We start from the raw sequence: 17,123 nt of genomic DNA on the forward strand, positions 1-17,123 counted from the left end.
GGCCGGCAAGGCCGGCGCGCCCACGGACCTGGTCCTCATCTTCGACACCAGCGGCAGCATGAACGAGAGCGTGCCCGGCGGCCGCAAGGTCGACGTGGGCAAGGCCGCCATGTGGAAGTTCGTGGAGCTCCTGCCCAAGAACACCAACGTGGGCCTGGTGGCCTTCCAGAACGCCTGCGACGTGAGGACCGTCTCCCCCATTCAAAAAGCTTCGAGCGAGGCCCGCGCCGGCCTGCGCGCCTCCATCGCCGGCCTGCGCGCCGAGGGCTCCACGCCCCTGGGCTATGCCGTAGACCGCGCCACGCGCATGCTGGCCGGCTCGCCGCGCGCCAAGCGCATCGTCATCCTGACCGACGGCGAGGAGACCTGCGACGAGAACGCCTTCGACCAGGCCGCGGACGCGGCCTGGAAGGCGGGCATCAAGGTCTACGCCATCGGCTTCTCGGTGGGCTCCGAGCCCAGCCGCAACTTCCGGCGCCTGGGCATCTACAAGGACGCGGGCGACGACAAGCAGTTGGCCTCGGTCTTCAGCGACATCCGCAAGAGCCTGGAGCGGGGCTCCTCCGGCTACGACGAGACCAAGGCCGTGGCCGCGGGCGAGGCGCCGCCCCGCTCGCTGGTGGGGCGCAAGGGCTTCTTCAGGGACTCGGGCTCGCCGCGCGCGGGCCGGCTCTACGAGAGCCTGCAGCTCAAGTCATCGTTCGAGCCCCGCTTCAAGGCGACCGACCGCTTCACCGTGCTCGAGCACGGCTACCACGTGCTGTTCGACCCGGAGGAGTTCACGGCCAAAAAGGTCGAGGTCATGAAGGTGCGCCTCGACGAGACGCTCAATTTCGCTTACGGCGGGGCGGAGGGATTCGTGCTCGCCAGCGATGTCGTCATCGAATAGGAGAAACAGAACATGTGGGAAAGATTGAAGCGGGTGGTCCGGTCCTTCGTCGGGTTCTTCATCAGCACCATGGAAGACCCCAAGCTCATCCTGGAGCAGACGGTGCGCGACATGCAGGACAAGGTCCCGGTCATGAACCAGGGCCTGGCCAAGGCCCGCGGCGGCATCATCATGATCCAGAACGAGATCAAGCAGTACGAGCGCGACGTCAACCTGCTCACCGCCAAGATCAAGGCCTGCGTGGTCAACAAGGACGAGGAGCTGGGCGGCCAGTACGCCTCGCGCCTCAAGCGGACCCAGGAGGCCCTGGCCCGCGACCAGGAGCAGCTCCAGGCCGCGCAAGCGGGCTACGACGCTTTGCTCAAGATGAAGGAGAAGTTCATGCGCGAGATGAAGGCCAAGACCGAGGAGGCCATGGCCGCCATCCGCGACGCCGAGGCGTCCAAGTGGAAGACCGAGCTGGCCGACGTGTTCGAGCAGTTCGAGGTGGCCGGCGTGGACGCCACCCATGAGGAGATGATCGGCAAGCTGCGGGCCAAGAACGCCGAGGCCGAGGGCCGGCTGGCCATGGCCGCGGAGAGCGTGGACTCCAAGGCCGCGGCCGCCGACGAGACCGCCGAGGAGCTCGAGGGCAAGGAGCTCTTCAAGACCTTCCAGATGGAGATGGGCGTCACCGGGGAGGCCGCGGGCGGCGACAAGAAGGAGGCCGCTGAGAAGACCATCGGCATGAAGGACGCCCAGAAGGCCCAGGAGTGACCTCATGGAACTGAAACTCGGCGGTAAGATCGCGCTGCTGCTGGTCATCGGGGCCCTGGCCTTGGGGGCCCTTTACAAGTTCGGCGTCATCAAGCCCGGGCACATGCCCGTGGTGGGCAAGACCATAGACAAGGACACCTTGGACAAGATCAAGGCCGGCACGGAGACGCCGACCACGGCCAAGACCTACAGCTTCGTGGCCAAGCAGGCCCTGGGCGAGGTCAAGGGCGTGTCCAACTACCAGTTCAAGGACAACACGATCGTATTCCCCATCAACATCTGGGGCGGCTGGGCGCCCATCGTCGCGGCCAACAACGGCTTCGGCCCCAACAAGGACTCCGTGTTCTTCAAGAAGCACGGCATCCTGGTGGACCTCAAGCTCATCGACGACCCGTCGGCCGCGCGCGACGCCTTCGCCTCGGGCCAGTCGCACGTGCTCTGGGGCACCCTGGACATGATCGCGCTCTTCGCGCCGGGCCTGTCGCGCGACTCGCGCACCGTGCCCATCGTCTTCCAGCAGATCGACTGGTCCAACGGCGGCGACGGCATCGTGGTGCGCTCCCGCATCAACGAGGCCAAGGACCTGCGCGGCAAGACCATCGTGCTGGCCCAGCACTCCCCCTCGCACTACTACATCCTCAGCGTGCTCACCGACGCGGGCATCCAGCCCTCGGAGGTCAACTTCAAGTTCACGAGCACGGCCTTCGAGGCGGCCAAGGCCTTCGTGGACAACGCGGACATCGACGCCTGCGTATCCTGGTCGCCGGACATCTACAACATCATCGACGAGAAGTACGGCGGCAAGAAGGGCGGCGTGGCCGGAGCCAGGCTCTTGACCACCACCCGGGACGCTTCCCAGCTCATCACCGACGTCTACGCGGTCCGGGCGGATTTCGCCCGGGACCACCACGACCTGGTCAAGGGCCTGGTCGCGGGCATCTACGACGGCTACGACATCGTCCAGAAGGAGCCGGGCAAGGTGGCGGGCCTCATGGCCAAGGGCTTCGGCGTCTCCGCGGAGGAAGCCAAGTCCATGATGGGCGACGCTCACCTGACCAACTACGCGGAGAACAAGAAGTTCTTCCTGGACAAGGACAACCCGGCCAACTTCGCCCGCACCTGGGCCGCGGCGAGCTACGTCTACAAGTCCTACGGCGCCATCGGCACGCCCGTGCGCGCCGACGAGGTGGCCGACTCCACGGTCCTGGCCGAGCTGGACGGCAAGTACCCGCACCATAAGGACGAGTACACCCCGGCCTTCAACAAGATCAACATCTCGCACATGAAGCTGGAGTCCCAGCCCATCCTGACCAAGTCGGTCATGATCACCTTCGCGCCCAACTCCTGGAACCTGGACTCGAAGTACGACTCCAACATCTCCAACGTGATCGAAGAGGTCGGCCAGTTGGCCGGAAAGTTCGCGGCCGCGCGCGTGGTCATCGAGGGCAACGTGGACACCAGCCGCAAGATCGAGTTCCAGCGCGAAGGCCCCCGGGTCTTTCAGGAGATGTCCTTGGCCGTGCAGGAGCTCTCGGAGCGGCGGGCCGAGTCGGTGAAGACGGCTCTCGCGGCCAAGTACAAGTTCCCGCAGAACAAGCTGGCGGTCATCGGCAACGGCTGGGACAACCCCATGTCCTTGACCGACCATACCAAGAACCGCCGGGTGGAGATCAAGGTCTACCCCCCGGAGGCTGAGTAGCGCCGGCGGACCTTTGTAGAGCTTCGGTGGAAATAAGACTGATCCGACAACCCGTCTCCTGGGCGGAGGTCCGCGCGCTGGCGGGGACGCAATTCGGCGAGATGGTCAAGGCGGCGGTCGACGTCGAGCGGGGGCTGTTGGCCCTGGGCGGAGAGCTGCATTCCGATGAGGAAGCGCTCTTGATCGAGGACGGCTCGCGGCAGGAGGACCTTTGGGGGATCAACATCTACCCGGACAGGCCCGAGGCGGACCGCGTCGAGTTCGACTCCATGATCAACGTCCGGCCTGCCCAGAACAACCGGTCGCGAGGGGTGGAGGACCCGGCGCTGCGCCGGCGCGTGCTGGCCGTCGTGGACAGGCTGGTGAGAACGTGAGCGGGCCTCGCCATGCCACGTTGGCGGCCGGCCGCTGGGAGACCTTCACTCTGGCGCAGCAACTCGGCAATGTGGGCAGCGAGGTGAGCCGGGCCTTGCGCTGGCGAGGCAAGGATCAGAAACTCTTCGACGGCGCCATGGAACGGGCGCTTGAGCTGTTGGACCTCTCCATACGCGATCCCCGGTGGAAGCACCGCCTCAAGGAACTGACCCGGGCGCGCGAGCTGCTCTGCGATGCCTGGCTGGGCGGCAGGGAATACTCCTCCGACCTGGAGGGGCTCAACCGCTATTTCTTCAACTTCGCCTTGGCCGCCAGATCGTAGTGCGTCCCTTTTATTATATTATCATGGTCGCAAAGGATCCCATGTCCGAGGCCACACGATGAGTCCCGCATTCAAGATCCGCGAGGAGCCCCTGCGCAAGCGCTCCTTCCTCCTGGGCTCGGCCGCCGTGGCCTTGGCCATCGGGGTCTGGGGCTATCTGACCACCGGCTCGCAGATCGAGTCCCGCATCCTCAACCCGCAGATCCTGCCTAACCCCTGGGAGGTCCTGCTCTCCTTCAAGGGCCTCTACAACGACCGCGACCTCATGACCTCCATCACCTACAGCCTGTTCCGGACCACGGTGGGGTTCCTGCTCGCGGCCGCGGTCGCCATCCCGCTGGGCATCCTGATGGGCGCCTTCACCAAGTTGCGCGAGTTCTTCAAGCCCCTGACCACCATCTCCGGCTACATCCCCATCGCGGTCCTGGTGCCGCTGTCCTTGTCCTGGTTCGGGCTGGGCGAGAAGCAGAAGATCCTCTTTTTGGCGCTGGCCACCTTCGTGATGCTGCTGCCGCTGGTCATCGCCAGCCTGGACCGGGTGGACGAGGTGTACCTGCAGACCGCCTACACCTTGGGCGCGAACTCCTGGCAGACCATCTCCGAGGTCCTGGTGCCGGTGGCGCTCTGCGACATCTACGACGACCTGTGCCTGACCTACGGCATCGGCTGGGGCTACATCATCCTGGCCGAGCTCATCAACGCCAAGTTCGGCCTGGGCTACCTCATCACGGTCTCCCAGCGCCGGGGCATGAACGAGGACGTCTACGCGGTCCTCATCGTCATCGTGCTCATCAGCTTCCTCATCAACTGGACGCTCGCCCGCATCGGCGGGTGGCTCTTCCCCTACCGCGAAGCAGGGGCGGGGAGGTGAGGCCATGAAATGGCTGGCGGGTCTTTCCGACTACGCGCGGCGCGCCTTCATCCAGGAGGCGGCCGAGGAGAAGGAGCACGAGCATCTCGAGCAGTTCGAGGAGCCGCCGCACAAGAAGAAGCTGACCGCGGAGCAGTTCGCGGCCCTGCCCGTGGTCGAGTGCCGCAACGTGAGCAAGTCCTTCCGGGACCACCGGACGGGCAAGGATGTCCTGGCCCTCGAGAACATCGACTTCGTCATCGACGACATCCCCAAGGTCGGCGAGCTGATCACCATGCTGGGGCCCTCGGGCTGCGGCAAGAGCACGCTGCTCAACATCATCGCGGGCCTGGAGCCGCATTTCCCGCCCAGCAAGGGCGAGATGATCGTCAAGGCCGAGCCCGTGACCGGGCCGGGGCCGGACCGGGGCATGGTCTTCCAGAGCTACTCCTCCTTCCCCTGCTACACGGTCCTGGAGAACGTGGCTTTCGGGCTCAAGCTCAAGGGCGTGGCGGAGAAGGAGCGCGAGGCCATAGCCGCGGACTGGATCAAGAGGGTCAAGCTCTCCGGCTTCGAGCACGCCTATCCCAAGGAGCTCTCCGGCGGCATGCGCCAGCGCGTGGCCTTGGCGCGCACTTTGGCGGTCAAGCCCCGCATCATCCTGATGGACGAGCCTTTCGGCGCCTTGGACCGGGTCACGCGCTGGGAGATGCAGGACCTGCTCATCGAGCTGTGGAGCCAGGTGGAGGCCACGGTCTTCTTGGTGACGCACGACATCCCGGAGGCGGTGTTCCTGGGCGACCGGGTCTTCATCTTCAGCCCCCGGCCGGGCAAGCTCGTGGAGATCGTCAAGCTGCCCCGGCCCACGGAGAAGGCCGCGCAGATGCAGCGCACGGCCAAGTTCGCGGACATCGTAAACGAGATCAGCCGCAAGGTTGAGGCGGTGGACAGCCATGGCGGATAAGCCCAGCTACGTGGGCGCGGCCTTCAAGCGGGCGGAGAACCTCATCGGCCTGACCGGGCTGTGCGTGGCCGGGGTGCTGTTCAACCCGGGCTTCCTGTTCCTGGCCGGCGCGGCCGAGCTGGCCTATCTCTGGGCTTTGGGAGGCAACGAGCGCTTCAAGCGGGTGGTGGATTCCCAGACCAACCGCCTGCGCAGCCTGTTCGACGCCAAGGAGAAGGACCGGCTGCTCCTGCGCCTGCCGGGCGAGGAGCGCGACCGCTACCTGGAGCTGGCCAACATCCGCCAGCGGGTCTACGAGTCCTGGCAGAACCGCGACGCGGTCACGCAGGGCCTGCTGCAGCCCAGCGTGGACAAGCTGGACTACCTTTTGGACACCTTCCTGCGCGCGCAGATCACCTTGAGCTCCATGCAGGAGCACCTCTGCGACAGCAACAAAGCTCAATTGGAGCGCCAGATCCGGACCATCGAGGCGGACATCAAGCGGGGGCTGCCGGACAAGCTCAAGGACGCCAAGAACCGGAGCCTGGACATCTTCCGGCAGCGCATGACCAGGCTCGACAAGCTCGAGACGGATATGGAAGTCCTGCGCACCCAGATCGACAACATCGAGCAGACCATCAAGCTGGTCAGCGACCAGTCCATCTCCTTGAGCGACCCCCAGCAGGTGGCAGGCCAGATCGACGGGGCCGTGGCCGAAGTGGGGGAGACCGAGCGCTCCCTCAACGAGGTGGAGAGCTTCCTGGGCTCCGAGCAGGAGGCGGACAAGAAGGACGCGGCCGCGCAGGAGCAGGCGCAGAAGGAGCAGTCATGAGCGTGGAGAACTATCCGGCCTGGGCGCGCGAGCTGGCCGACAAGTACATGAGCGGCTCGGCCTGCCTGTTCATCCTCTCCGGCAACATCAACGACTGGGTGCCGCTGCGCGAGACCAACACGACCAGTTTCGTCTCTTTGGCCGATTTCCTCAAGAACGCGCTCTTCGGCCAGCGCGACGCGGTGGTGTCCTACGACCAGGGCTCGGGCATCACGGTGAGCGCCGACGCCATGCAGGACTTCTACAAGACCGTGGAGGCCTTGGACACGGTCACGGGCACGACTTACGGCAAGAAGATGCCCAAGAATCCCTCCGAGGCTTTGCTGGTCATAGACCGCTTCATCCGTTCCCGGGCCATGGACTCGAAGAAGAAGGCCAGCGTGGCCGTGGTCATCCAGTTCGCGCATATGGTGGCGCCGCGCGGGGATCTGCAGTTCATGAACCAGGAGGATTTCCGCACGCTCATCACGGTGCAGAAATGGGCCACGGACCCGGTCTTCGCCAAGTCGGATGTGACCATCGTGCTGGTGACGGGAAGCCTGCAGGACCTCAACGAAGCTATCGTCAACAACCCTTTCACGGCCAAGGTGGAGATCGGCCTGCCTGACGAAGGCGAGCGCCGCGATTTCATCGCCAACTGCAACATCCCGGTCAAGTACGATGGGCTCACCGAGGAGACTTTCGCGCGGCAGACCAACGCGCTCTCGCGGGTGGACATCTCGGTCATCCTTCGCGAGGCGCAGAGGCAGGGCAAGCTGGACCTGACCTTGATGGCGCGCAAAAAGAAAGAGCTCATCGAGAAGTCCTGCTTCGGGCTTCTGGAGTTCCTGGAGCCGACGCGGACCTTGGACGACGTGCAGGGCCAGGACGCGGCCAAGAAGCGTCTGCGCGAGGACATCAGCCTGATCAAGAAGGGGGCCTGGGACGCTTTGCCCATGGGCTATCTCTTCACCGGGCCGGTGGGCACGGGCAAGACGTACCTGGCGACCTGCGCCATCGGGGAGCTGGGCATTCCTTGCGTGCAGTTGATGAATTTCCGGTCCAAGTGGGTGGGCGCGACCGAGGGCAACCTGGAGAAGATCCTGCTGACCCTGCGGGCTTTGGGGCCGGTGGGCGTGATCATTGACGAGGCCGACGCTTTTATGGGCACGCGCGAAGAGGGGGGGGACTCCGGGACCTCCAACCGCATCTTCGCGCAGTTCGCCACGCAGATGGGCGACACGCGCTATCGGGGCAAGATCCTGTGGTTCTTGATGACCTGCCGGCCGGACCTTCTGCCGGTGGACATCAAGCGGCAGGGCCGGGTGGAGATCCACATCCCGCTGTTCTATCCGCAGGAGGACGCGGAGAAGAAGCTTTACTTCGTGACCATGTCGAAGAAGACGGGCTGGCCGGTGGGCGAGGCGGACGTGGACCCTCGGTGGGTGGCGGGAAAAAAGCTTTCGGGCGCGGACATCGAGGCGATCATCGTGGCGGCCAAGCGGCAGAGCCTCTTGGACGGGGGCGGGCAGCCGAAGAAGAAGTATCTGGAGACCGCGGCCTTGAATTTCATCCCTTCGACCTCGGTGGTGGAGGTGCAGTTCCAGGAGTTGGCCTCGGTGATCGAGTGCACGGATCAGTCGTTCTTGCCGGATTCCTACCGGAAGGCGGACCGGGTGGAGCTGCTTAAGGATTTCCACCGCTTGCAGGCGATGATGGAGGCCTGATGGGTCTGCGCGATTTCGTGGATCACTACGTGGTAAGCCTGCATCCGTCGGCTCCTAAGGGCGGGGAGATAGACCCGAATAAGGTCCGGCTGGAAACGGGGGGGAAGGTCTCCGAGTTGGATGTGCCGCCGGTGGATGAGGCGCGGCTGGCGAAAGCGGCGGGCGGGGATGTGTCCTTTGACAAGGTCTTTGCCGCGGCGCAGATACCGGTGCCGGCGCATGGGTTCACCGTTGAGAAAGTCGGGGAGATGCTGAACCATCCGAAGCTGGCGGGGATGGTCAAAGAGGCGAAGGCGGCGGCGATCTTGGTGGCGCTGGAGGCGGCGGGGGTGACCATCGAGAGCGTCATCACGGAAGCGGCGCGCAAGGACAAGGCTTTGGATGTGTTTGCTAGGGTGCAGCAGGAGCGGGCGGTGCAGTTGGTGACGCAGAAGGATGAGGAGAATAAGAAGCTGAGGGCGCAGATCGCGGCCAACGACAAGGCGGCGGCGGAGATCGCGGCGCAGCTTGAGGCTTGGCAGAAGAAGAAGGCGGCTAAGGAAGCGGACCTTTATGAGATCGTGAGCCATTTTACTACGGCTAATCCGATAACGGTGGAGCAGGCGCCTGCGCCGGTGGTGGCTCAGCCCGAGACACCCGCAGTCAAGGTGAAGGTGACGGATTTGTCCAAGACGCTGGACCGGTAGCCCACGGACGGGCCGCCGCCCGATCCAGGAGCTCACCCCTGCGGCGTTTTGGTGCTATACTCGCCAGGTACCCTGCTATGGATGAGATTCTGACCAAGATTCGCAAATTCCGCGACGAACGCGATTGGATGCAGTTTCATAATCCAAAAGATCTCGCCATCTCGATTGTTATTGAGGCCGCCGAACTTCTCGAGCAATTCCAGTGGAAGGACAGAGGAGAAGTCGAGAAGCACATCAAGGCGAACCGAGAAGACATCTCCGATGAAATCGCCGACATAGCCATCTACTTGGCTGAGCTCTCCGACAACCTCGGCATCGACCTCAAACAGGCCATGGAGAGGAAGCTCGAAAAAAACGCCAAGAAATATCCCATCGAGAAAGCCAGGGGCGTCGCGACCAAGTACACGAAGCTGTAGGCCCCGGTGGCGACATCCTCTCGCTTCGCCTCTGTTCACTGAATACTTTGGTCTGTAGACCTTTGGTATTCAGATTCCTAGAATCCCCATATGCTTAATCAGGCCTTTGCTAAGGTGCTTAGACGGCTTCGGAACGAAAAGGGTCTTAGCCAGGAGCGGTTTGGTTTTGAAGCGGGCCTGCATCGCACCTACGTATCTCAGTTGGAAAGAGGGCTAAAATCTCCCAGCCTAGAGACCCTAAGCCGCATCTCCAGGGTCCTGCAGATTAGCCTATCGAGTATGATGAAGATGGTGGAGTCCGGGCACCGGAATGCGAATGCTCAGCGGTGATGAACGGCGACGGCTGATCAGCGGCATTCGCGCTGCGATCGCGGTGCCATTCGTGGACGATATTGAGGATTACATCTGGGAGGCAATCTTCGCATACGCGTACAATTTACCTTTGATCGACCCTCTCACGAACACCCGCGCCAAGCTGCTTTTTGACGTGGTTCATTCAAAGAAAAAAATCGGTTGGTCCTGCAAAGCCCTTCAATGGCCCATAACACCTGGCGGAGAATTTGAGCTTGTTATCCAAAGAGCGGATATTTTTAAGAAGGCTTGCGCGTTAGGATTCGGGACTTTGGACACGAATAGTTCCTGCGCGGTTCTCGGTCGTGCCGTTCTGAAGCACTGGCACTCCAAGGTTCATTCTGACGCGGCGACTCAAGGAGTGAGAAACAAAAGAATTGCCGTACTGCTCAAGAGTGATGATCGCACAAAGTACGCAATTTACGAAGACCTGCTGGTCGAATACGCCCCTACTGACTTGGAATGGAGTTGGACGAACCAGTCAAAAGCAGGGCTGCAAGGTAGGCGAAAGAAAGACAATTTTTGCGTGTATCGTTGGCATCCGAATCAAAAACAGTTTTTCGAGCGCTTCCGCCTACCCGCCAATGCGCCCGTCATCGAGATCAAGCCGCAGCGGCTACCTTTGAAGATGGTCGTCGACTTGCTGGTTTCGCGCCTTCAAGACACTTAGTGATGTTTTCTGCCAGGGCTCCCATCAGCAGAGGGGGCACGGCATTCCCGAGCTGGTGCGCCTTCTCAATGTAGGTCCCAGTGAAAAGGAAATCATCCGAGAAGGACTGAATCCTCGCGACCTCCCGAATGGTCAGCACGCGAGGCTCCACTGGATGTGAAAAACGTCCTGAGCCAGGATGAAAGACCCATCTGGTGATTGTGGGGGCAAGCATCTTCGTGTCCAGCCTGCCGTAGGCTCCGCTGTAGCCTGATTTGGGTTGCAGTCGTTTTGGTAAATCTCTCCAGGCTTGGCCGGGGCCAATGGCCGAAATCCGTGCATACTGTTTTTCGTTTAAACGCCGAGTCACATGATCATGCAGCACCTGTGCGCCGCAACGCATGAGACGTTGATAGTCGTTCTGCGGCGGTTGATCATACTCCATTGGGTCATGCCCCTGACCGTTTGTTAGTTTTGGCAAATCGGAAATGCATGACCACGCCGACCTGTGCTTTCGGAGACTGGAAAATAACTCTGTCGTTTCGTCGGGGGCGAAGGTGGGATTAGGGAAGATCGGGGGAACCCCTGTTCTTGATGCGAAGAAAAAACATCGTCGGCGACGCTGCGGCAATCCGTAATCGGGCGCGTAAAGCACTTTAATTTCCGTATCGTACCCCAGCTCCCCAAGTCGCTCGCGGACTTCTTCTCTGACTGCGCCGTCGTATGCGTTAAATATCTCGGCAACGTTTTCCATCACCAGAACCTTTGGTTCAAGGACAGCCGCGTATTCGAGAAAATTTCTAAATAGAAGGTTCCTGGGATCCTCGAAGAATCGACCCTTGGCCGGAACATTTTTGGAGAAACCTTGGCAGGGAGGGCCTCCAATGAGGCAATCTAATTTGCCCCGGCCTAGCCCCAAATGGCGCAGAATCTCTTTCGGGGGAAGATTCTGGATCGACTCGTTGAACACCGCGGCGGTCGGATGGTTGGCTTGAAAGGTTTCCAGGGCCCGTTTCCAAAGGTCAATGGCTCCTAGCGCCCGAAAGCCCGCTTTGTGAAGGCCCCATGACATCCCGCCGCAGCCGGAGAATAGATCGAGGACCGTGTGTTGAGCTTTTATCATTGTAGACTATAGTATTCTAATCGCAGGCATTTGTCAAGGCGTGTCCCACTATATATACGATTGAGGCGCCATTTAGTTCCCTCATCGAATAGCGGTCAATGACACCACTAGGCTTGAAGGTTTTTCCGACAGCTGATGCTCCCAGACACGGCGGACACTCCAGCCAATACGGCGGAGCGCTCTTGCATTCCGCTCATCGCGGGATCGATTGAGAAGCGCTTTGGAGTCCCAATACTTGCGCGAGGACTTCGGCCGACGGTAGCATTTTGGGCAGCCGTGCCAAAAGCAGCCATCAACAAAAACCGCAAGCTTCCGGGCCGGAAATACAAAATCGGGGGTCCCCGGCAGATTTTTGTCTCTTACCCGCCAACCTTTGATGCCCAAGCGAATCAGCACTGCTCGTAGACGCCATTCGGTTGAGCGGTTGCCATCAGAACGGATTTTCTCCATTACGACGGAGCGCTGCGCCTTGGTGATGTTGTCCATTACTCAACTAACTTTTCCCGTTTAAGCTCCTGCATCACCGGGGCGAGATCGCCAATAACTCGGCGGAGCTCGGCCTTATCCCCAAGACTGGTATAAACATCGACAGCCGCAGAGCTGAATATTTGAAGGACAGATGCTTTGTAGGCTCCTTGTGCCTCATGGGGATTATTCAGGTGGCCAGTTGCCCGGATGGGCCGGAATCCAGCGACCAGCGTGATGATGTAGTAGTTCGGTCCACCACCCTTTGGTCGACGGGGATAGTGATAGCTGCCGTCCAGCGTGAAGGCGTAGCCTCTGGTCCCAGAGCTGCTTGCGAGGAACTTCGCCAAACCAATTCTTAGGAACTCTTTATAGTCATTGGCAAGCAGAGCGCTTGGCGCGGGCTTCCCGCCATACGCCGCCTTCGCTGCCTCGTCCGCCATGTTGCCCTCGATGATTCTCTGGAGTTGTCCGTTGGCGTCATCATTGGCAGTGCTCCGGCAGGCGCGAAAGGTTAGAAACATATGCCACTCGCCCGCTCCTTTATCATGCTGTGTCTGCATGATGCGTTCAATTGCGCGGATAGTTGAGTTGTACGGCGGATCATTTTCCGGCACGACGTCTCCAGTGAAGTCTAGATTGATGATGTCGTACGGGAAACTCGCAATAAGAGCCTTGTGATCCTCCGGGAAAGTGGCCGGCTCTAAAAGAATTCTCTCAAGGTCGCCTTTAATCCCCAATTTCGTGGTGCCTAGGGATTCCGCTATGATGGCGTAATCCTGTGCGTCCTGTTCAATGAACGCCACTGTCGGATAGCGCTTCTCTTGGTCATCATGCGGGAGAAGACTCTTGAGGCGAAAATACCTGATATCGATTGCCAACTTGGCGCAGAGCGTGAGATATTTCACTCCATCTTTTCGCATTGGCGCATATTTCTGGAAAACTGGGAGCCAGCCGTGGCCCCGGACATAGTGCTTCTTGGGGTCGGTGTAGGAGCTCTTGGCTCGATTGCGGCGGCTTTCAATGTCTCGGAATGGCGTCATGAGCTAGACCGACTTCAGCGAATCTCGAACAGTTTTGCAATCCTCTGCAGCAAGTCTCGGCGCACTGCGGGCGGGACTCTGTCGCCGATAGTCTTTTCCACCACCCCACATATCCCCATGAATAGATCGCGATGGCGGGTTGGGACTGTGGCCACCAGCTCTTCATCAACAACCAGGCTCCGGCGTGTCAGCCGAACACCTGCAGGAGTCGCGATCTTAGAGGCGGCTGTTTCCAGCGTCATTGAGCCGGGCGAGCCGAAGATGGCGGAGTGGGTTTCGTTGGCGCGTTTTTTGTGTTCCTTTTGTTTTTTCCGGTCGGCCGCTTTTTTTGCCATCGCCTTGATGCTGGTGAAAATGCCGGCACCCTCATCAGTTTTCTTCCCAAGGCGCTGAAAGAGGAACTCCTGCAACGAGAGATATGCCTCGTCAGATTCCCGGAATGAGGCTCTGTCAATGTTGATGGCTTCATCAAGGCCATCGTCAACGTATATCTCGCCGCAGAGCTGGGAGAATTTCCACCCTTCGTGTTTTGGGTACTTAAGGTAGGTGGGGTCGAATGTCCCGATCCCGACGTTCCGCACACGGACCAGGATGCCCTGTAGCTCTCTCGGGAGAATCCGGCTCTGCTGCCAATAGATGTATCCTCGAACCCGCAGCGTTCTCTTGTCTGACAAGGTCGTGGTGAAATCCAGTTTGGGATAAACTTTGAAGTCTGTTGCGGCGCCAAGCGGAAGAAGAAGGGGTTTGAACAACTCGACGCCATCTAGGAAAACGCTAAATTTGAAACTCTCCATGCGCTTCCGCAGATCGTCAAGCGATGGTGTGTCGCGGATCGGCCCTCCGGGAAGATATCTGATGGGCGTGGTCGAGGCGAGTTCCCAAATCAGCTGAGCATAAGCTCCATGTTCCGAAACTGTATCATGGCTTACGCTTCGAAGGAAGGCTTCCATGTCGCCCTTTTTGAATATTTTCGGTGTGACCCCCATCTTTCCCATCGGGGAACTCTGCAATTGCTGGCGGAACCCTGGGATAATCGAATCCATTACAACGCGGGTGTAGTGCTTCTCCGGGTCTTCGGGAGCAGTGTCCATCTCACATTTTCCAATCTCCACCTTGTCGTTTCCTGACAAGGGTTTGTTGAGCTGAACCCTGCGGGCCTCTGGGCGCATATATGGTTCCAAGTTGATCTTTGCCCGGAACTTAATGGGGCTTCCCTTCGCAGATGAGAAGACCTCGAACCTTCGACAAATCTGGCCTATTGAAAGTATCCCGATTCCAATTCTGCCCACGAGTGGGCGGTTGTTGATAGGAGAAACCTCTCCGTGATCTCGCTTGCTGCTGCCGCCAATCAGCCCCATGTTCTGCTCGAACTGTTCTGGCGTCATGCCAGTTCCGTCGTCCGAGCAAGTGAAAGTCCCAAAGTGGGGGGCGTTCGTGGACACCTGCACCATATTCGCATCAGCGTCAAAAGCGTTGGTCACCAATTCTTTCAGCGCGCCTGCCGGTGTTCGATAGATGCCGGCGCTGATGTCGGCGATGACTGATGCCGCTGCGTTTATTGGGAACTTTCGCGTCTCGGCAGCCATTTTGATCTCCTAAATTTGTTTCAAGGTTCGCAACGCGGCTCTTGCCAGAGCGCGAGCCATGTTGTACGGGACGGCGTTCGCTACTTGAAGCGGCTGTTCCGCATGGGGGCCGAGGAAGCGGAACCAATCAGGGAGTGTTTGCAGGCGAGCAGCTTCCCGAACGGTGATTGTTCTATCTTGTAGCGGATGCACCGGTAGCGCCCGGTGGCCAGCGATAATCGTGTGTGCCAGGGTTGTGGGCAATCTCCGGTAAGATAACGGGCCGTTGCCCGGCTGTATCTTCCGTATTTTGGCCACCACTGCCGGGCCGTGCGTCATCGCACGGTGATTGTAAACCAATCTCCCTTTTATGGTCATGACGTCATTACCCTGCCCCGGAGCGAGCTTGGGTAGACCCTTCAAAACCGCGGCAACGGTGCGCTTTCCCCTTCTGCCCGGAGGGACCAGCGCCTCGGGGCGAAGTTTGAGATTCTTCCTCGCAGCGACGAATATTAGTCGTTGCCGCCGCTGCGGCACGCCAAATTTTGACGCATCCAGCTCAACCGCCTTTGCCGAAAATCCATGGTCCTCAATAAATCCCAGAATCCTTGTCTTGAAATTGACACCAGCGACCCGCATGAGCCCTGGCACATTCTCCATAACTAGGATTGGCGATTGTAGCCCATGAGCCATGTTCGCGATGACCCGGTACAGCAGGTTTTGACGGGCTCCAGGCTTCCTGAGGCCAGCGGCGCTGTAGCCCTGGCATGGCGGCCCCCCCATGACGAGGGACAATTTGCCCAGAGCCAAGCCAGAAATCTCGGCGACGCGTGCGGGGGAAATTGAGCGCGCATCCATCTCAAGAACTGGGACTCCTGGGTGATTGTGTCGATACGTTTGGGCCGCATGACGAGATTTCTCAATCGCCAAGACGATGCGGAAACCTTCCCTCAAAAACCCAGCAGACAGCCCGCCCGCCCCGGCGAATAAGTCTAGAACTGTGGGACGATCACTAACTCGATGGCGATGATTGGCAAGGCCCGTTTGGCAGAAAGAGATGAGCGGGCAACGGTGGCATTTGGGGCTAGATGCTCTGCAGAGGCGCTGCGAATGATGAGCCACTTTGGGCAGGAAATCAGCCTGGAGCCTGTCACCGACTCCGTTGCCACATTTCTTTCTAAGAAGTTTTTCGATCTCGCCGAATATTCCGATTCTCCTCAATGCTCGCGTGACTCCGGCATGGGTTAGCCATGAGGTTTGTCGTGCAGCCGAAGGGGGCACTGCGCTGCGCCTGGCAGCGAGCAACTCAACGGAGCGCTCGACTATCCATGCACATTTCGGAGGCTGTCGACCCCAATTGCGGCTCACGGTGCTCCTTGGGCGCTCCAAAGTCATTCCCACGCGAGGGACCGCGAATTCATGCCAACACCCGCTCAATTGCATTTGCAACCATTCCCGGCCTCACCTCTCTAATCTTCCTTGGTCGGCCGGGAATCGGGCGGGTCATGAGTCCTGCCATGCCCTCGTGGGCGAAGCGATAGCGCCAAAGCTTGACCGTATTGCGGCTGATGCCGAGCTGTTTGGCGATCATGTAATTGGTCTGGCCTCGCGCGGCCCGCATGACTACGTTCGCTCGGATTGTCAAGCGTTGGGACAGCCGGGCACTCACAGTCCCCTTATGCCATCTGCCCAGGGTTCTTCGCTCAGGCAGGCTAAGTTGGATGGGGATGGAGGAGCGTCTAGGCATGATTGAAGATTGTAGCATATGGTCAGATTCTTTAATGTCTGATGGGGGCGCGGCCGACGTTGCGGTATTTCTTGGAGGCGGGGCGGAGATGCTCGTTGAGCTTGAGCGGTAGCAAGTGGTCCTGCCACGACTCTGCCTCGATGCCGCCCGCCTAACCTCTCATCCCCAATCAGGGGGCTCACTCCGACAATCTGGGCAGCCTTCGCCTGCGCCCATAACGGCCGACGCACTTCCTTATGGCCGTCAGGACCGGGGGACTACCGTCCCTCGGCCGCAACCTTGACGTGGAAGTACTTCGACACCCCGGCGCCGAAGAATATCACGATGACCTGCTTGCACTGATGACCGGATAATCCGTCGGCATGTACCGCGTGCAGCTTGGCCTCAGGTTCAGCCAGAGCAAGATGGCCAAATACGACAGCCACCAGCCGTAGATCACCAACTCGGCTGAAATCGCATATCGGTCGGCATTGCCGCTCCAGCGGCGCACCTCATGCTCGCCCGCGAAGGCGGCCAACAGCCCCGTGTACATCTCCGGCGTCAAAAAGCGCGTCCCGGCCGAGAACATGAACTCGCGCAGCTCTAAGCCCAAGTAGGTGGCGGTATAAAGGAAGACGATCAGATAGAGCGCTTGGCGCAGAGTGTGCGGGCTTGGGTCGGGGCCAAGTCGGACTCCATGGCGGCAGGCAGACCACACGGCGCAGCA

General features: G+C 60.2%; 21 protein-coding genes. 14 read left to right on the forward strand and 7 right to left on the reverse strand.

Annotation, left to right across the window (positions count from 1 at the left end; translation table 11 throughout):
• The 13 genes from NTY77_14870 to NTY77_14930 form a co-directional block, all read left to right on the forward strand.
• A partial coding sequence (locus tag NTY77_14870; GenBank protein ID MCX5796775.1) for a VWA domain-containing protein occupies positions 1-889 on the forward strand: 889 nt, incomplete at its 5' end.
• 12 nt (positions 890-901) lie between these two features.
• Positions 902-1,645, forward strand: a complete 744-nt coding sequence (locus NTY77_14875; protein ID MCX5796776.1) for a PspA/IM30 family protein — start codon at positions 902-904, stop codon at positions 1,643-1,645.
• A 4-nt stretch (positions 1,646-1,649) separates the two neighbouring features.
• On the forward strand, positions 1,650-3,344 hold the full coding sequence (locus tag NTY77_14880; protein MCX5796777.1) for an ABC transporter substrate-binding protein: 1,695 nt from the start codon (positions 1,650-1,652) through the stop codon (positions 3,342-3,344).
• 26 nt (positions 3,345-3,370) lie between these two features.
• Positions 3,371-3,718, forward strand: coding sequence for a DUF5674 family protein (locus tag NTY77_14885; protein ID MCX5796778.1), 348 nt, complete (start codon positions 3,371-3,373; stop codon positions 3,716-3,718).
• Complete coding sequence (locus NTY77_14890) at positions 3,715-4,041, forward strand: hypothetical protein (GenBank protein MCX5796779.1); 327 nt, start codon at positions 3,715-3,717, stop codon at positions 4,039-4,041. The genes NTY77_14885 and NTY77_14890 overlap by 4 nt, the downstream gene beginning before the upstream one ends.
• A 58-nt stretch (positions 4,042-4,099) precedes the next feature.
• Positions 4,100-4,912 carry an ABC transporter permease gene (locus NTY77_14895; protein ID MCX5796780.1) on the forward strand — a complete coding sequence of 271 codons (813 nt, stop codon included), beginning with the start codon at positions 4,100-4,102 and terminating at the stop codon, positions 4,910-4,912.
• 4 nt (positions 4,913-4,916) lie between these two features.
• Positions 4,917-5,855, forward strand: coding sequence for an ABC transporter ATP-binding protein (locus NTY77_14900; GenBank protein MCX5796781.1), 939 nt, complete (start codon positions 4,917-4,919; stop codon positions 5,853-5,855).
• Positions 5,845-6,666, forward strand: a complete 822-nt coding sequence (locus NTY77_14905; GenBank protein MCX5796782.1) for a hypothetical protein — start codon at positions 5,845-5,847, stop codon at positions 6,664-6,666. The genes NTY77_14900 and NTY77_14905 overlap by 11 nt, the downstream gene beginning before the upstream one ends.
• Positions 6,663-8,372, forward strand: coding sequence for an AAA family ATPase (locus tag NTY77_14910; GenBank protein ID MCX5796783.1), 1,710 nt, complete (start codon positions 6,663-6,665; stop codon positions 8,370-8,372). The genes NTY77_14905 and NTY77_14910 overlap by 4 nt, the downstream gene beginning before the upstream one ends.
• On the forward strand, positions 8,372-9,058 hold the full coding sequence (locus NTY77_14915) for a hypothetical protein (protein MCX5796784.1): 687 nt from the start codon (positions 8,372-8,374) through the stop codon (positions 9,056-9,058). The genes NTY77_14910 and NTY77_14915 overlap by 1 nt, the downstream gene beginning before the upstream one ends.
• A gap of 77 nt (positions 9,059-9,135) precedes the next feature.
• The gene (locus NTY77_14920) at positions 9,136-9,474 is read left to right on the forward strand and encodes a nucleotide pyrophosphohydrolase (GenBank protein MCX5796785.1); all 339 of its coding nucleotides are present in this window, start codon (positions 9,136-9,138) and stop codon (positions 9,472-9,474) included.
• Positions 9,475-9,564: 90 nt separating this feature from the next.
• Positions 9,565-9,804: a helix-turn-helix transcriptional regulator gene (locus NTY77_14925; protein MCX5796786.1), complete on the forward strand. Its 240-nt coding sequence runs from the start codon at positions 9,565-9,567 to the stop codon at positions 9,802-9,804.
• Positions 9,791-10,495, forward strand: a complete 705-nt coding sequence (locus tag NTY77_14930) for a hypothetical protein (GenBank protein ID MCX5796787.1) — start codon at positions 9,791-9,793, stop codon at positions 10,493-10,495. The genes NTY77_14925 and NTY77_14930 overlap by 14 nt, the downstream gene beginning before the upstream one ends.
• Here NTY77_14930 and NTY77_14935 read toward each other — a convergent pair.
• The 5 genes from NTY77_14935 to dcm form a co-directional block, all read right to left on the reverse strand.
• A complete protein-coding gene (locus NTY77_14935; protein MCX5796788.1) occupies positions 10,428-11,597 on the reverse strand; it encodes a DNA cytosine methyltransferase in 1,170 nt (389 codons plus the stop codon). The genes NTY77_14930 and NTY77_14935 overlap by 68 nt on opposite strands.
• An 81-nt stretch (positions 11,598-11,678) precedes the next feature.
• Complete coding sequence (locus NTY77_14940) at positions 11,679-12,083, reverse strand: very short patch repair endonuclease (protein ID MCX5796789.1); 405 nt, start codon at positions 12,081-12,083, stop codon at positions 11,679-11,681.
• A complete protein-coding gene (locus NTY77_14945) occupies positions 12,083-13,105 on the reverse strand; it encodes a hypothetical protein (protein ID MCX5796790.1) in 1,023 nt (340 codons plus the stop codon). The genes NTY77_14940 and NTY77_14945 overlap by 1 nt, the downstream gene beginning before the upstream one ends.
• A 14-nt stretch (positions 13,106-13,119) precedes the next feature.
• On the reverse strand, positions 13,120-14,691 hold the full coding sequence (locus NTY77_14950; protein ID MCX5796791.1) for an ATP-binding protein: 1,572 nt from the start codon (positions 14,689-14,691) through the stop codon (positions 13,120-13,122).
• Positions 14,692-14,700: 9 nt separating this feature from the next.
• On the reverse strand, positions 14,701-15,792 hold the full coding sequence (gene dcm, locus NTY77_14955) for a DNA (cytosine-5-)-methyltransferase (GenBank protein ID MCX5796792.1): 1,092 nt from the start codon (positions 15,790-15,792) through the stop codon (positions 14,701-14,703).
• Between dcm and NTY77_14960 the strand changes: the two genes are divergently transcribed.
• Positions 15,697-15,918, forward strand: coding sequence for a hypothetical protein (locus NTY77_14960; GenBank protein ID MCX5796793.1), 222 nt, complete (start codon positions 15,697-15,699; stop codon positions 15,916-15,918). The two genes, dcm and NTY77_14960, sit on opposite strands and share 96 nt — an antisense overlap.
• 169 nt (positions 15,919-16,087) lie before the next feature.
• Here NTY77_14960 and NTY77_14965 read toward each other — a convergent pair whose 3' ends face one another.
• Positions 16,088-16,417, reverse strand: a complete 330-nt coding sequence (locus NTY77_14965) for a helix-turn-helix domain-containing protein (protein MCX5796794.1) — start codon at positions 16,415-16,417, stop codon at positions 16,088-16,090.
• Positions 16,418-16,736: 319 nt separating this feature from the next.
• Entirely contained in the window at positions 16,737-17,114 is a 378-nt protein-coding gene (locus tag NTY77_14970; protein MCX5796795.1) for a hypothetical protein, read from the reverse strand.
• Positions 17,115-17,123 lie beyond the last annotated feature (9 nt).

The sequence above is a fragment of the Elusimicrobiota bacterium genome, assembly GCA_026388095.1.
Lineage (GTDB): Bacteria > Elusimicrobiota > Elusimicrobia > UBA1565 > UBA9628 > UBA9628.